15 protein-coding genes are annotated in these 14,811 nt (G+C 67.9%); 13 read left to right on the forward strand and 2 right to left on the reverse strand.

The annotated features are described in order from the left end of the window. Positions 1-3: 3 nt before the first annotated feature. From HMPREF3114_RS00800 to HMPREF3114_RS00830, 7 genes are all read left to right on the forward strand, one after another. Complete coding sequence (locus tag HMPREF3114_RS00800; RefSeq protein ID WP_005420980.1) at positions 4-1,023, forward strand: 3-oxoacyl-[acyl-carrier-protein] synthase III C-terminal domain-containing protein; 1,020 nt, start codon at positions 4-6, stop codon at positions 1,021-1,023. Next, on the forward strand, positions 1,023-2,045 hold the full coding sequence (locus tag HMPREF3114_RS00805; protein ID WP_053499948.1) for an NAD-dependent epimerase/dehydratase family protein: 1,023 nt from the start codon (positions 1,023-1,025) through the stop codon (positions 2,043-2,045). Before HMPREF3114_RS00800 ends, HMPREF3114_RS00805 begins: the two co-directional genes overlap by 1 nt. Continuing rightward, positions 2,032-2,865, forward strand: a complete 834-nt coding sequence (locus HMPREF3114_RS00810; protein WP_053499950.1) for an MBL fold metallo-hydrolase — start codon at positions 2,032-2,034, stop codon at positions 2,863-2,865. Before HMPREF3114_RS00805 ends, HMPREF3114_RS00810 begins: the two co-directional genes overlap by 14 nt. Positions 2,866-3,071: 206 nt before the next feature. Continuing rightward, a complete protein-coding gene (locus tag HMPREF3114_RS00815; RefSeq protein ID WP_053499952.1) occupies positions 3,072-3,863 on the forward strand; it encodes a lysophospholipid acyltransferase family protein in 792 nt (263 codons plus the stop codon). Between the two features lie 52 nt (positions 3,864-3,915). Then, positions 3,916-4,905 carry a YheT family hydrolase gene (locus HMPREF3114_RS00820; protein ID WP_050562730.1) on the forward strand — a complete coding sequence of 330 codons (990 nt, stop codon included), beginning with the start codon at positions 3,916-3,918 and terminating at the stop codon, positions 4,903-4,905. Positions 4,906-4,961: 56 nt separating this feature from the next. Further along, positions 4,962-7,031, forward strand: a complete 2,070-nt coding sequence (locus HMPREF3114_RS00825) for a tetratricopeptide repeat protein (protein ID WP_070488761.1) — start codon at positions 4,962-4,964, stop codon at positions 7,029-7,031. A 10-nt stretch (positions 7,032-7,041) separates the two neighbouring features. Then, on the forward strand, positions 7,042-7,653 hold the full coding sequence (locus HMPREF3114_RS00830; protein ID WP_070488764.1) for a YbhB/YbcL family Raf kinase inhibitor-like protein: 612 nt from the start codon (positions 7,042-7,044) through the stop codon (positions 7,651-7,653). A 154-nt stretch (positions 7,654-7,807) separates the two neighbouring features. Here HMPREF3114_RS00830 and HMPREF3114_RS00835 read toward each other — a convergent pair whose 3' ends face one another. Together HMPREF3114_RS00835 and HMPREF3114_RS00840 are read right to left on the reverse strand one after the other, a co-directional pair. Continuing rightward, positions 7,808-8,632, reverse strand: coding sequence for an META and DUF4377 domain-containing protein (locus HMPREF3114_RS00835; protein ID WP_005420968.1), 825 nt, complete (start codon positions 8,630-8,632; stop codon positions 7,808-7,810). 74 nt (positions 8,633-8,706) lie between these two features. Next, positions 8,707-9,501 carry an undecaprenyl-diphosphate phosphatase gene (locus HMPREF3114_RS00840; protein ID WP_053499956.1) on the reverse strand — a complete coding sequence of 265 codons (795 nt, stop codon included), beginning with the start codon at positions 9,499-9,501 and terminating at the stop codon, positions 8,707-8,709. 223 nt (positions 9,502-9,724) lie between these two features. Between HMPREF3114_RS00840 and glnA the strand changes: the two genes are divergently transcribed. From glnA to HMPREF3114_RS00865, 6 genes are all read left to right on the forward strand, one after another. Beyond that, entirely contained in the window at positions 9,725-11,134 is a 1,410-nt protein-coding gene (gene glnA / locus HMPREF3114_RS00845) for a type I glutamate--ammonia ligase (protein ID WP_005420964.1), read from the forward strand. Positions 11,135-11,475: 341 nt separating this feature from the next. Next, positions 11,476-11,814, forward strand: coding sequence for a P-II family nitrogen regulator (locus tag HMPREF3114_RS00850; protein ID WP_004134334.1), 339 nt, complete (start codon positions 11,476-11,478; stop codon positions 11,812-11,814). A gap of 22 nt (positions 11,815-11,836) precedes the next feature. After that, entirely contained in the window at positions 11,837-13,267 is a 1,431-nt protein-coding gene (amt, locus tag HMPREF3114_RS00855; RefSeq protein WP_070488767.1) for an ammonium transporter, read from the forward strand. A 124-nt stretch (positions 13,268-13,391) separates the two neighbouring features. Beyond that, on the forward strand, positions 13,392-13,949 hold the full coding sequence (locus tag HMPREF3114_RS00860; protein WP_070488770.1) for a hypothetical protein: 558 nt from the start codon (positions 13,392-13,394) through the stop codon (positions 13,947-13,949). Positions 13,950-14,087: 138 nt separating this feature from the next. Beyond that, positions 14,088-14,255, forward strand: coding sequence for a hypothetical protein (locus HMPREF3114_RS21150; protein ID WP_160313691.1), 168 nt, complete (start codon positions 14,088-14,090; stop codon positions 14,253-14,255). Positions 14,256-14,306: 51 nt separating this feature from the next. Further along, positions 14,307-14,795 carry a hypothetical protein gene (locus HMPREF3114_RS00865; protein WP_070488773.1) on the forward strand — a complete coding sequence of 163 codons (489 nt, stop codon included), beginning with the start codon at positions 14,307-14,309 and terminating at the stop codon, positions 14,793-14,795. Positions 14,796-14,811 lie beyond the last annotated feature (16 nt).

Here is a 14,811-nt window from a genome sequence, read left to right on the forward strand (position 1 = left end):
CAGATGTCCGGGCTGCCTGCTCCCGCCGTGCTGCCGCTGCGGATCATCGCCAGCGGTGCCTGCCTGCCGCGCCTGCGGGTGCCGTCGCAGCACTTCGACCAGCGCTGGAACAAGCCGGACGGCTGGGTCGAACGGCACAGCGGCGTGGCCAGCCGCGGCCATGCAGCGGCCGATGAGCGGGCCTCCTGGATGGGCGCGCAGGCCGCGCGCCAGGCCCTGCAGCAGGCCGGCCTGGCACCCACCGACATCGACTGCATCCTCTCCGCCTGTGGGGTGATGGAACAGGCCATTCCCTGCCAGGCCGTGCTGGTGCAGCGCGCCCTCGGCCTGGGCGACAGTGGCGTGCCGTCCTTCGACGTCAACGCCACCTGCCTGGGCTTCGTGGTGGCGCTGGAAATGGCCGGCAGCCTGCTGGCGCTGGGCCGCTACCGGCGCGTGCTGATCGTCTGCAGCGACATTCCCAGTGCCGGGCTTGACCCGGATGACCCGCTGACCGCGCCGTTGTTCGGCGATGGTGCGGTGGCGATGCTGGTCGAGCGGGCCGGCGACGGCCAGGCCTCGGCGCTGCTGGCCACCCGCCTGCGCACCTATGGCGACGGTGCCGAACTGTGCCAGGTGCCGACCTGCGGCACCGGCATGCGCCTGTTCGACGATATTGATGCCTACCGCGCGGCCCATCATTTCCAGATGCAGGGCAAGGCGCTGTACCGCGAAGCGGCGCGGCGCCTGCCCGGTTTCCTGCAGGATCTGCTGGACAGTGCCGGCACCAGCCTGGCCGCGTGCGATGTGATCGTGCCGCACCAGGCAAGCGGCCAGGCGCTGGATCACCTGCAACGCGTGCTGGGCCTGCCGCCGCAGCGGCTGGTGCGCATCCTGCGCGAGCACGGCAACCAGCTGGCCGCGTCGCTGCCGATGGCCCTGCACCAGGCCCTGATCGACGGTCGCCTGCCGCGCGGTGGGCAGGCCCTGCTGATCGGTACCGGTGCCGGCCTGGCGCTGGGCGGCGCGGTGCTGCGCTACTGATGGCCAGAGTCCTGGTCACCGGCGCCAGCGGCTTCATCGGCCAGCATGTCGCGCTGGCGTTGGCGGCACAGGGCTGGCAGGTGCGCGGCAGCGGGCGCGATGCGCTTCGGCTGCAGGCGCTGGCCGCGCGCGGTATCGAGGTGGTTGCTGCCGATCTTGCCGAGGATGCCCTGGCGCCGCTGCTGCGGGGCTGCGATGCGGTGGTGCACTGCGCGGCGATGTCGCAACCCTGGGGAACGGCAGCCGCATTCCAGCGGGCGAACGTGCTGGCCACCACGCGCCTGCTGCAGGCCGCGCAGGCGGCCGGTGTTGCCCGCCTGGTCCACTTGGGTTCGCCCAGCATCTATTTCCGCTTCGCCGACCAGTACGGTCTGGATGAACGCTTCCAGCCGCCACGGCGCTGGATCACCGACTACGCGCGCAGCAAATGGGAATCGGAACTGGCCGTGGCCGCTGCCGCGCGGCAGGGACTGCACACCGTGGTGCTGCGCCCGCGTGCGGTGTTCGGGCCCGGCGACCGCGCGATCCTGCCACGCCTGCTGGCGGTGGCGGCCAGCGGCCGCTTCCCGCTGATCCATGGCGGCCGCGCGCTCATTGATGTCACCCCCATCGACGATGCGGTGCAGGCGGTGAGCCTGGCGCTGCAGGCGGACGCGCGCTGCAGCGGGCGCGCCTACAACATCAGCGCCGGCACCCCGCTGCACGTGCATGCGCTGGTCAACGGCCTGTTCGCAGCGATGGACCTGCGGGTGCGCCTGCGGCCGGTGCCGCGAACGTTGGCGTTGGCCGCGGCCGGTGTGGCCGAGACCGTGGCCCGCCTGCGCCCGGGCCGCCCCGAGCCGCGCCTGACCCGCTATGGCGTGGGTGTGCTGGGCTATTCGCAGACCTTGGACATCAGCGCCGCGCGGCGCGACCTCGGCTACGACCCGCGCACCGGCGTGCAGGCCGCGCTGCAGGCCTTCGCCACGCACTGGAAGCAGCACACCTGGACGCAGCACGGGGGCAGCGATGGCACGGCTTGAGTGGGAGCTGATCGAGGCCGGCCACTGCGTGCACCCGCAGCGTGCCGTGCGCCAGGGAGCCAGCTGGCACCGCTGCGAATTCCCGGCGCTGGTGGCGTTGCTGCGGCATCCGCTGCGCGGCCTCATCCTGTTCGACACCGGCTATTCGGACGCGTTCCTGCAGGCCACCGCGCGCTTCCCCGAGCGCCTCTACCGCTGGGTCACGCCAGTGCACCTGGGCCCGGGCCAGAGCGTGCGCGCGCAGCTGCAGCAGCGGGGCATCGGCGCGGCCGACATCGGCCTGGTGGTGCTCTCGCACCTGCATGGTGACCACGTCGGTGGCGTGCTCGATTTCCCCGACGTGCCGCTGCTGTGTTCGCGCGCTGCGTGGCAGGACCAAGCCGCGCGCGGGCGCCTGCGTGCGCTCAGCGTGGGTCTGCTGCCCGCGTTGACCCGCGATGCGGCGCCGCGCATGGGCTGGCTGGAGAGCCTGCCCGAGGTGGACCTGCCGCGTCCCTTCGATGCCTTCGGCCGTGGCCGCGACGTGCTGGGCGACCGCAGCCTGCTGGCGGTGCCGCTGCCCGGCCATGCGGTGGGCCAGCACGGGCTGCTGTTCGAAGCGGGCGATGGCCGCCCGGTGTTCCTGGTGGCCGACGCCGCCTGGTCCAGCGCCGCCATCACCGATGGCGTGCCGCCGCCGTGGCTGGTCACCGCCCTGCTCGGCCACACCGGCACCTACCGGCAGACCCTGCAGCGGCTGCAGCACACCCAGCGCCAGGTCAGCGACCTGCAGCTGGTACCGGCCCATTGCGGGCAATGGCGGCCGGCCGCGACCGCGTAGCGTCGAGCCATGCTCGACGGCTGTTGATGTGGCGCCAGGAGCAGTCGAGCGTGGCTCGACTCTACAAAATGCCAAGGCAAGGCCGGCTCTACGCCCCCCAACAGCCCCGCCAACAGGACACCGTGTTCCCGTCCATGGCCGCGGTCAATAGGACTTATGGCCAGAATCGGCTGGCAGCGGCTGCGGCCCTCCGGTATCGTGCGCGGATGACTTCCCCCACTCCGGCCCCCCGCGGCGGCGTGGCGCGTGTGTGCCGTTACCTGTACCGCGTACCGCTGCTGTTGGTCCACATCATCGTGTTCCTGCCGCTCATCCTGATCGGCATGCTTCGGCCGTGGGGCGAACTGCGCGTGGGCGAGGCGACCCTGGGGGCCAAAGTGGTCAACTGGTGGCAGGGCGGGCTGATGTGGATCTTCGGCTTCCGCCTGGTGCAGATCGGCACGCCGCTGCCCGGCGCCGTGCTGTTCGTCGCCAACCACGTCAGCTGGGTCGACATCTGCATCCTGCACAGCCAGCGCATGATGGGCTTCGTCGCCAAGCGCGAGATCGCCAGCTGGCCGCTGGTCGGCTGGCTGGCCGCGCGTGGCCAGACCATCTTCCACCAGCGCGGCAACACCGAATCGCTCGGTGGCGTGATGCAGGTGATGGCCGATCGCCTGCGCGAAGGCAAGGCGGTGGGCGTGTTCCCGGAAGGGCGCACCCGCGGCGGCCACGAAGTAGGCCCGTTCCATGCCCGCATCTTCCAGGCCGCGGTTGAAACCGGCGTGCCGGTGCAGCCGGTGGCACTGGTGTACGGGCTCAAGGGCGATGCGCAGACCATTGTCGCGTTCGGCCCCGGCGAGAGTTTCTTCGCCAATTTCCTGCGCCTGCTCGGTGAGCCGGCGCGGCGTGCAGAAGTGCACTTCCTGGCACCGATCGGTGCGCAGGACCTGGAAGGCCGTCGGCGCATCGCGGAGACGTCGCGCGCGCGCATCGTGGCGGCCATGAGCACCGAGTGAGGGTGCGGTGGCCCTGATCCCGCCACCCGTCCTGGACGCCGGCACGCCGACGCTGCACGCGGCTGACTACCAGCCCCCGCGCTGGCTGCGCAATCCGCACCTGCAGTCGATGCTCAGCTCCAGCCGCATGCGCCTGCAGCGCGGCCTGCTGCTGCTGGCCGCGACCGGTGCGATCAGCGAAGAACTGATCCTCGACGGCGGTGATGGCGTGCGCCTGCAAGGCTGGCACAGCCACATCGAAGGCCGCGAACCCAAAGGCATGGCCCTGCTGCTGCACGGCTGGGAAGGCAGCGCCGAATCCAGCTACATGCGCATGGCGGCCGCGCGCATGCTCGAACAGGGCTTCGACGTGGTGCGGCTGAATTTCCGCGACCACGGCAATACCCATCATCTCAACCCTGGCATCTTCCACTCCAACCTGATCGACGAAGTGGTGCATGCCGCGGGCGATATCGCCCAGCGCTGGCCGCAGTTGCCGCTGGTGGCCGCCGGTTACTCGCTGGGCGGCAACTTCGTGCTGCGCCTGGCCCTGCGCGCGCCAGCGGCCGGCGTGCCGCTGCTGCGCGTGGCCTCGGTATGCCCGGTATTGGACCCGGCGCTGACCATGGAGAGCATCGAGAACGGCCCGGCAATGTACGACTGGTACTTCCGCCGCAAGTGGGCCGGTTCACTGCGGCGCAAGCGCGACCTGTTCCCCGAACTGAGCGACTGCGACGACCGCGTACTGAAACTGGACATCCGCGCGCTGACCGCCTGGCTGGTCGAGCGCCACACCAGTTTCGGTTCGTTGCAGGCCTATTTCGATGGCTACTCGATTGCCGGTGATCGCCTGTCCACGTTGCAGGTGCCGGCCGACATCCTGATGGCGCAGGACGACCCGGTGATCCCCTACGCGACCTTCAGCGACTGGCAGCTGCCGCACCAGGCGCATCTGGAAACCGCCAGCTGGGGCGGACACTGTGGCTTCCTGGAAAACTGGCGCGGTGACGGCTTCTCCGAGCGCTGGGTGGCGCAGCGCCTGCAGCGCGTGCTGCAAGGCTGAACCGGCACGGGCGCGCAGGCCGCTACAATGCGGGTTTGCCCTTGAACCGGACCGCCATGCAAGACCAGATCATCCAAGCGTTGCGCCAGAACGAGGCCGACCAGGCCGTGCAGCTGGCCCAGGCGTGGACCCGTGATGAACCCGGCCAGGCCGAGGCCCACCGCTGGCTGGCGCTTGCGCTGCAGCAGCAGGGCAAGGCCGAGGACGCGATGGAGGCCCTGCAGCAGGCGCTGCAGCTGGCCCCGGACAACGCCCAGCTGCACCTGCAGCACGCCGGCCTGCTGCTGGCCCTGCGCCAATTCGACGGCGCCGGCGAAGCACTGACGCGCACCACCGGGCTGGACCCGAACGCATTCGCTGCCTACCTGATGCAGGCCCACCTGGCGATCGGCCGCAACGATTTCGATGAAGCGCAGCGCCTGTCCACGCTGGCCTCGCGTGTCGAACCGGACCACCCGGAGCTGCTGACCATCGATGGCATGATCGCGCTGCGCCGCGATGATGCCGATCGCGCGCTGAAGCTGCTGTCGGCCGCCAACCAGGCCCTGCCCAACGACATCCGCGTGCTTTACGCACTGGGCTTCGCCTACCTGGGCAAGAACATGCTGGCTTTCGCCGAGCAGGCGTTCCGGCGCGTGCTGGAACTGAACCCGGCCATCGCCTCATTGCATGGCCTGGTGGTGCAGCTGGCCATGCGCCAGGGCAACCTGGAAGCTGCGGCAGAGGCGATGCAGATCGCGCTGCAGCAGGAAGGCCTGGATACGCCTTCGATGCGCCGCCTGGCCGGCGAACTGGCACTGCGCAGCGGCCAGCCGCTGCAGGCGCTGGAGCACCTGCTGCCGTTGCTGGAATCGCTGCCTGATGACCGCGACGTGCTGCAGCTGCTGCTGATGTCCTGGCAGCGCCTGGGTCGCGAAGACGAGGCCCGCGCACGACTGGATGCCGCCCTGGAGCAGCACCCGCAGCTGCACGACCTGTGGCTGGCACGCCTGGCGGTGGAGGAGGTCGGCAGTGCCACCGCCGCCGCCACGGTCGAGCGCTGGATGGACGCGATGCCGGGCCACCTGCCTGCGCTGGAAGCGCGCCTGCGCCTGCACGACATGGTGGGCGAACACGCCCAGGCCGAAGCGATCGCCGAGCGCATCGTCAGCCTCGAACCGGGCCGCGTCAGCGGCGAAACCCGCCTGGTCGAAGGCCTGCTGCAGCGCGATCCGGCCGCCGCGGTCGCCCGCGTGCAGGCGCTGATCGACATGGCACCGGAAGGCCACCGCGCCGACCTGCGCACCTGGCTGGGTGAGATCCAGGATCGCGCCGGGCAGCACGAAGATGCGCTGCAGACCTGGCTGGCCCTGCAGGCCGACCAGGCCCCACAGCGCCTGCCGCTGCCGCCGCAGGCCAAGGCACCGCCGAGCTGGCCGGACAAGGGCGAGATCGACGGCGATGCCAGCTCCGCGCCGATCTTCCTGTGGGGCGCGCCAGGGTCGGGCGTGGAGCGCGTGGCGACCGGCCTGGCCGCGGCCAGCCCGGTGCTGCGCAGCGACCGCTATACCTCCAACGCACCCGACGACGCGTTCCAGAACTACCACACGCTGCAGGACCTCGCCTCCGGCGTGCTGACGCCGGAGCGGCTGGTGCAGCGCTGGCGCGAACAGCTGCCGTCGCGCGGCGTGCAGGACGACGCGATCATCGACTGGCTGCTGTGGTGGGACAACGCGCTGCTGTGGGCGCTGCGCCCGCAGTTGCCGCAGGGCCGCCTGCTGGTGGTGCTGCGCGACCCGCGCGACATGCTGCTGGACTGGGTGGCCTACGGTGCCGCCGCACCGCTGGCGATGACCTCGCTGGCCGAAGCCAGCGAATGGCTGGCGCGCGCGCTGGCCCAGGTCGCCGCCCTGCACGAGGACGATCTGTATCCGCAGGTGCTGCTGCGCATCGACCAGATCGGCAACGATCCGCAGGCGATGGCCGAATTGCTGGGCCGACTGTTCGAGCGGCCGATGCCGCCGGCCGCGCAGCTGGGCGCGCCGCGCTTCCCGCCGGGCCACTGGCGCAACTACCGCGACGTGATGAGCGCCGCCTTCGCCAAGCTCACCCCGATCGCGGTGCGCCTGGGTTACCCGGAAGAGTGAGGACACGCCGATGCAACTGAGCAGCCACAGCCTGACCAACGGTGCACCGATCGACCGCGAATTCGCCGCAGGCGATGCGGCGGGCTTCGCACCGGACCGCAATCCGCACCTGGCCTGGAGCGATGTGCCGGAGGGCACCCGTTCGTTCCTGCTGGTATGCGTCGATCCGGACGTGCCGACCGTGCCGGAGACGGTCGGCCGCACCGACATGAGCGTGCCGCGCGACCAGCCCCGCTGTGATTTCGTGCACTGGGTGATGGCCGATATTCCGGCTTCGGTGCGCGAGATTGTCGCAGGCAGCTGCAGCGACGGCTTCGTGGTGAAGGGCAAGACCACGCCGGCCGGGCCGGCCGGCAGCCGCCAGGGCCTGAACGACTTCACCGGCTGGTTCGCCGGCAACCCGGACATGGCCGGTGACTACCTGGGCTACGACGGCCCCTATCCGCCGTTCAACGACGAGCGCGTGCACCGCTACTTCTTCCGCGTGTTCGCGCTGGACGTGGCATCGCTGCAGCTGCCGGCACGCTTCACCGCCGCCGACGCGTACCGGGCCATGCACGGCCACGTGCTGGCCGAAGCGACGCTGCACGGTACCTACACCTTGAACCCCGCATTGGCCTGAGCGGGCAATGTGCTTCTGTAGAGCCGAGCCCATGCTCGGCTGCTTTTCCCGATAGACAGCAGCCGAGCATGGGCTCGGCTCTACGACGCACAACGAAGAAGGGCGGCCTTGCGGCCGCCCTTCAAGTGCCAGCGGACTGACAGTCGGCTCTACATCACTTCTCGATGGCCGACTCGACCACCATGTCCAGCACATACGCCTGCGACGGCGCATCGGCCGGCGGGTTCTTCACTTCGTAGCGCTTCACGCGCACTACGTTGCGCACGCCGTCTTCGTGGGTGTAGCCCTCGATGTTGCCGTAGAAGTTCTCGAACTTGCCCGGCTCACCCTGCTTCAGGCCCTTGTCGTCGAACTTCACTTCGCGCACCTGCAGGCACTGGTAGTCCGGGATCAGCGGGTGCGAGCACTTCTCGGTCTTGGCGGCCACTTCCAGGAACACGGTTTCGCCGGCGCCGCCGTAGCGGGTTTCAGCGGTCGGTTCCGGGTTGAACACCAGCACGTCGCCCTTGGCGTTGGTCAGGGTCAGCTTGCCATCAGCATCCTGCTCGGCCTTCAGTTCGCCCTGCAGGCGGCTCGACACGGCTTCGTCCAGCGCCATCAGCGCCTTGTCGGTGCAGGCCATCATGGTCGAGGCCATCGCACTGACCGTCAGCTTGCCGTCGGCCAGGGTGTAGCCGCCGCCCATGCGGTTGCAGGTGTTGCTGACCGACAGGCGGCCATCAGCGAAGTCCAGGGTGACCGGCTTGTCTTCGCGGGCGAACAGCGCGTCGATGCGCTTGCCGTCGGCGCCGGTGGCCTGCTGCAGCAGCCAGTGCTGGCTCTGCAGGCGCTGCGCATCCAGGTGCGCCAGCGTCTGCTGGTCCGCTGCCTTGGTCGCGGCCGGGGCCACGTCGTCGCCGCCATTGCCGGCCGGGGCCGGGGTCTGGCTGCAGGCGGCCATCAGGGCCAGCGGGAGGAGCAGGGTGAGCTTGCGGTTCATGGTGATTCTCCTTGGGGAACCGTGGGGAAAACGGGGTGGGGCCGGCAATGGGGTTACCGTGCGGCCGGCGCTGTTCAGCTGCCGGAAGGCAACCACAGCAGCAACGCGGCGCCCAGCGCGATGCGGTAGATCGCAAAGGCGGTGAACCGGTGCGACTTGATGTAGCCCATCAGCCACTTCACTACGACGAAGCCGGTGATGGCCGCGGCAAGGAAGGCCACGCCCACGTCGGTCCAGTTCTCGCTGCCCAGCTGCCCGGCCTTGGCCATTTCCAGGAAGGTGTAGGCGCTGGCGGCGAACATGGTGGGAATGCCGACCAGGAACACGAACTCGGCGGCAGCGGCGCGACGGCTCAGGCCCAGCAGCATGGCCAGGAAGATCGCCGAGGCCGAGCGCGAGGTACCGGGGAACACGCCGGCCACGACCTGCGCCAGGCCCACGCCGATCGCCACTGTCCAGGTCACCTGGTCGCGGTCGGGCAGGCGCGCGGTGTAGGCCTCCACCAGCAGCATCCAGACGCCACCGATGATCAGTGCCCAGGCCACCGGGCTGACCGTCTCCGGCAGCGACCAGCCGGCCTTGCGCACCACCAGGCCGACCACGGCGGTGACCAGGAACGCAGCGCCCAGCTTGAACACGTACTCACGGTTCTCGCGTTGGTTCAAGCCGGTGGCCAGCTGCAGCAGGCGCTGGCGGAACACCAGCACCACGGCCACGATCGCGCCGGCCTGGATGACGATGTTGAAGAAGTCCGAGCGGGCACCCAGCCAGTGCTGGGCGATGAGCAGGTGGCCGGTGCTGGAGATCGGCAGGAATTCGGTCAAGCCTTCGAGGATGCCCAGCAGCAGGGCGGAGAGCAGGTCGGACATGGACGGTGCGGGCACGCGCGGCGGAAGGAAGAAGGTCGAGAGGATAGACGATCCCTGCTGCACCAAACGGGTGCGTCTGTTGGCGGGCGCACCGGTTTGGTGCGCACCGTTCTGCACCGGCGCGGGGCAGCCATATTGAAATCAACGACTTGCGGGTATCGAAAAGTTGGCACGGTCATTGCTGTACCTCAGCAGGCATTCATCCCCATCCGAGGTCGTACCGATGTCCGTGGAAAACGTTGAGAAGCTGATCAAGGACAACCAGATCGAGTTCGTCGATCTGCGTTTCGTGGATATGCGTGGCGTCGAGCAGCACGTCACCTTCCCGGTCAGCATCGTCGAACCGTCGCTGTTCGAAGAAGGCAAGATGTTCGACGGCAGCTCGATCGCCGGCTGGAAGGGCATCAACGAATCGGACATGGTGCTGCTGCCGGACCCGTCCAGCGCCTACGTGGACCCGTTCTACGCCGATCCGACCATCGTGATCAGCTGCGACATCCTCGATCCGGCCACCATGCAGGCCTATGGACGCTGCCCGCGCGGCATCGCCAAGCGTGCCGAGGCCTACCTGAAGTCCTCCGGCATCGCCGAAACCGCGTTCTTCGGCCCGGAGCCGGAATTCTTCATCTTCGACTCGGTCCGTTTCGCCAACGAAATGGGCAACACCTTCTTCAAGGTCGACTCGGAAGAAGCGGCGTGGAACAGCGGCGCCAAGTATGACGGCGCCAACAGCGGCTACCGTCCGGGCGTGAAGGGCGGCTACTTCCCGGTTCCGCCGACCGACACCCTGCACGACCTGCGCGCGGAAATGTGCAAGACCCTGGAACAGGTCGGCATCGAAGTGGAAGTGCAGCACCACGAAGTGGCCACTGCGGGCCAGTGCGAGATCGGCACCAAGTTCAGCACCCTGGTGCAGAAGGCCGACGAGCTGCTGCGCATGAAGTACGTCATCAAGAACGTCGCGCACCGCAACGGCAAGACCGTCACCTTCATGCCCAAGCCGATCGTCGGCGACAACGGCAGCGGCATGCATGTGCACCAGTCGCTGTCCAAGGGCGGCACCAACCTGTTCTCCGGTGACGGCTACGGTGGCCTGAGCCAGCTGGCGCTGTGGTACATCGGCGGCATCTTCAAGCACGCCAAGGCCATCAATGCCTTCGCCAACTCGGGCACCAACAGCTACAAGCGCCTGGTGCCGGGCTTCGAGGCGCCGGTGATGCTGGCCTATTCGGCCCGCAACCGTTCGGCCTCGTGCCGCATTCCGTGGGTGTCCAACCCGAAGGCGCGCCGCATCGAAATGCGCTTCCCGGATCCGATCCAGTCCGGCTACCTGACCTTCACCGCGCTGATGATGGCCGGCCTGGACGGCATCAAGAACCAGATCGACCCGGGTGCACCGAGCGACAAGGACCTGTACGACCTGCCGCCGGAGGAAGAGAAGCTGATCCCGCAGGTCTGCTCCTCGCTGGACCAGGCGCTGGAAGCGCTGGACAAGGACCGCGAGTTCCTCAAGGCCGGCGGCGTGATGAGCGATGACTTCATCGACGGCTACATCGCGCTGAAGATGCAGGAAGTGACCAAGTTCCGCGCGGCCACCCACCCGCTGGAATACCAGCTGTACTACGCCAGCTGACCGGGCGCGATGGCGGTGGGTCCCCCCTCCCGCCCGCCGCCATCGCGTCCGTTCTCGCGGCTGGGGAGCCGCAAGGCGGGCGCAGGCCCGCCGTTGTAGAGCGGGTCGCTGGCCCGCTGCAGTACAGCGGACTGCCGGTCCGCTGAAACAGGGGCAAGAGAGACCGGATACGCGACCAGGGCCGCCCTCCCTCCCGCGTCGGTCGTGCAAGGAGAGAGGCACGGCCGTCCCGGCCCTGTACGTGTCCGGTGCAACAGCCACGGTCATCACCTGATGACCCGTGGTTGCCTGATGCCAACGCGCGCTGGCGCGCTGGCCCCATCCACCCTCGGGACATGCGCATGAAACTGATCTCCGCCATCATCCGACCGTTCAAGCTCGACGAGGTCCGCGAGGCCCTGTCCGATGCAGGCGTGTCGGGCATCACCGTGACCGAAGTGAAAGGTTTCGGTCGCCAGAAGGGCCACACCGAGCTGTATCGCGGCGCCGAGTACGTCGTCGATTTCCTGCCCAAGATCAAGATCGAAACGGTGGTCACCGACGAGCGTGCCGACGCGGTGATCGAAGCGATCCAGTCGTCGGCAGGCACCGGCAAGATCGGTGACGGCAAGATCTTCGTCACCGCCGTTGAACAGGTCATCCGCATCCGCACCGGCGAAATCGGTGCCGACGCGCTGTAACCCCCTTCCGGAGATTCCCCCCATGAAGATGCGCCTTCTCACCGGGTGGCAAGCCCGGTTCCACCTGGTGTGCCTGCTGATGCTGCTCAGCGCGCTGGCCGCCGGTGCCTGGCCGGGCAGCGCCCACGCCCAGGCCCAGGTGTCGCCGCTGCCGAGCGAAAGCGTGGCGGTCGAGCCGCTGCACGATCCGGCCGCCACCGCCGCTGCGCCGGCCGTGGCCGAAGCGGCCGCCGCCTATGATCGTGGCGACGTCGCCTGGATGCTCACCTCCACGTTGCTGGTGCTGCTGATGGTCGTGCCGGGCCTGGCCCTGTTCTACGGCGGGCTGGTGCGTTCGAAGAATGTGCTGTCGGTGCTCAGCCAGATCCTGGTGGTGTTCTCGCTGGTGCTGCTGCTGTGGGTGGCCTACGGCTACAGCGCGGTGTTCAGCGCGGGCAATCCATTCTTCGGTTCGTTCACCGAATTCGCCTTCCTCAAGGGCTTCACGCCCGACTCGGTGGGCAACACGCCGATCAAGGGCCTGCCGGACTACCTGTTCGTCGCCTTCCAGTCGACCTTCGCCGGCATCACCACCGCGCTGATCGTCGGTGCCTTTGCCGAGCGCATCAAGTTCCGTGCGGTACTGCTGTTCTCGGCACTGTGGTTCACCCTCAGCTACATCCCGATGGCGCACATCGTCTGGGGTGGCGGTTACCTGGGTGAACTGGGCGCGATCGACTTCGCCGGTGGCACCGTGGTCCACATCAACGCGGGCGTGGCCGGCCTGGTCGGCGCGTGGTTCGTCGGCAAGCGCCTGGGCTACGGCCAGACCGCGCTGAAGCCGCACAACGTACCGTTTACCTACATCGGCGCCATGCTGCTGTGGGTGGGCTGGTTCGGCTTCAATGCTGGTTCCGCCGCCGCCGCCGATACGGTGGCCTCGCTGGCCTTCCTCAACACCGTGCTGGCCACCGCTGCCGCGGTGCTCGGCTGGACGCTGGTGGAAGCGATCGGCAAGGGCAAGCCGTCGGCACTGGGCGCGGCCTCGGGTGCGGTGGCCGGCCTGGTCGGCATCACCCCGGCCTGCGGCACGGTCGGCCCGCTCGGCGCGATCGTGATCGGCTTCGTCGCCGGCGTGGTGTGCGTGTGGGGCGTGACCGGCCTCAAGCGTCTGCTCAAAGTGGACGACACGGCCGACGTGTTCGGTGTGCATGGTGTTGGCGGCATCGTCGGCGCGATTCTCACCGGCGTGTTCAGTGCACAGTCGCTGGGCGGTACCAAGGCCGATCTGGATATCGCCCATCAGGTGTGGGTGCAGGTGGTCAGCGTCGGCCTGACCGTGGCGTGGTCGGCGGTGATGACCGCGGTCATCCTGCTGGTGGTCAAGGTCGTGGTCGGCCTGCGCGTGACCGAAGAGGCCGAACGCACCGGCCTGGATGTGACTTCGCACGGCGAGTCTGCCTACGAGGCCTGATGCATGACGGGCGGCCCTGCGGGGCCGCCTGCCACCGCCATGGTGGATGCCGACCGTTGGTCGGCACTTCTACTGTTCTGCTGGGTGCCAAGCTTGCTTGGCACTGCCGGCGACTCAGCCACGCATGGCGTGGCTCTACCGTTCCTGCTTCAATGGCTGTCTGCAGGCGTGCGTGTTCGCCTCCAACGACTTCGATGGACTAAAGAACGGAGCAGGTGTGATCCAGGCGACATCCGCAGCAGTGATGGAAGACATCGAATGGTATGTCTACCTGCTGACCTTGGACGACTACAGTCCGCATGCATTCGTGGGCGGCGTGGCTGGCGCAGCAGATCCAGAGCGCTGGAGCTTCGCCGTGGAGCTCACCTATCGCTGCCTTTCCGCCGGTCTGTGGCGGCTAACTTACGGCCTGCCTGCGGAGCTCGGGCTTCCCAGCATCGATGCCTTCTGCCACAAGCTCTCGGTTGTCCGCCCAGATCAGCTTTCCGACGAGGGGCAGTTGCTGTGGCTGGATACCTACATGGAAGCGACGGAGCTGTGCCTGGATCTGGTCTCGCGTTACCTCCGTTCGCAGTCGAGCGGTGAGACGACATTTCATCCAGGATTCCAGGATGAGATCGAACGGATGTTCTCCGATGCCGGAGTGCCCTGGAGTCGTGGGCCGCTGTTCCCCATCGCCTGAAGCGCCTTTTGCGGAACGGCTTCTCGTAGAAGATGCCTTTTTCCTTCAAGCTATGCTCTGGATCACGATGACCTGTCCCATTGCCGGGGCGGGTGTCGCCCCAGATTCCGAACGGCGACCAGTGCGCAAGGAGCAGGCGTGAACTATTTCAGTCTCCGTCCATGCATCGGCATTGGCAGCAAATGGGTGCTGGGTGATGTGGATCATGTGGACAACTTCGGTGCTGCACTGATCGCCAGTGAGGAAGTGAAGTCACGCCTTGAGCGGGCAGGCGTGACTGACGTGATCTTTGATCAGGTCGGGTAGACCGGAAGTGGGACAGGGGTTTCCGTTGCGGTACCAGGGAATGGGTTTCGAATGACTATCCATGCAGTTCTTTTCCCCTACTGGACCGGCGATTGCCACGTTCCTTCCGGAGAAGAGAAGATCGGTGACGCGCCGGTCATCCACCACGGGCAGGGGCGGGGTGTCGGTGAAATCGCAGCGTGGCTGGATGGAGACTTCGGCCATCTCGGCCGCGGCAGCGAACTGCGGACCCGCAGTGCCTTTGCTGCGCCCACAAAGGGTGACGAGGGCAGCGCATGCGTCCACTATGGAGAGGGGCATGCGGTCCTGCGGGCAGCCGATTTCTTCCTGGTGTATTCGCGATGGAACTCCCAGGACGTCGTCTTGTTGACGCGACCCCAGATATTGGCTGTGCTTGAGGGCTATGCAGTGTTTCGAAGCATGAATCCGCAGAAGAAGCATCGTCCGCCCATGCCGTTCGCCATCGAGTACGAGACAGAGGGGGAGGACGCCGTCCAAAGGTTCACTCAGGCCGGCGGCTGCTTCGACCCCGAACACTGAAGTCGGGACGTGCTGG

Source organism: Stenotrophomonas sp. HMSC10F07 (assembly GCF_001807895.1).
GTDB lineage: Bacteria > Pseudomonadota > Gammaproteobacteria > Xanthomonadales > Xanthomonadaceae > Stenotrophomonas > Stenotrophomonas sepilia.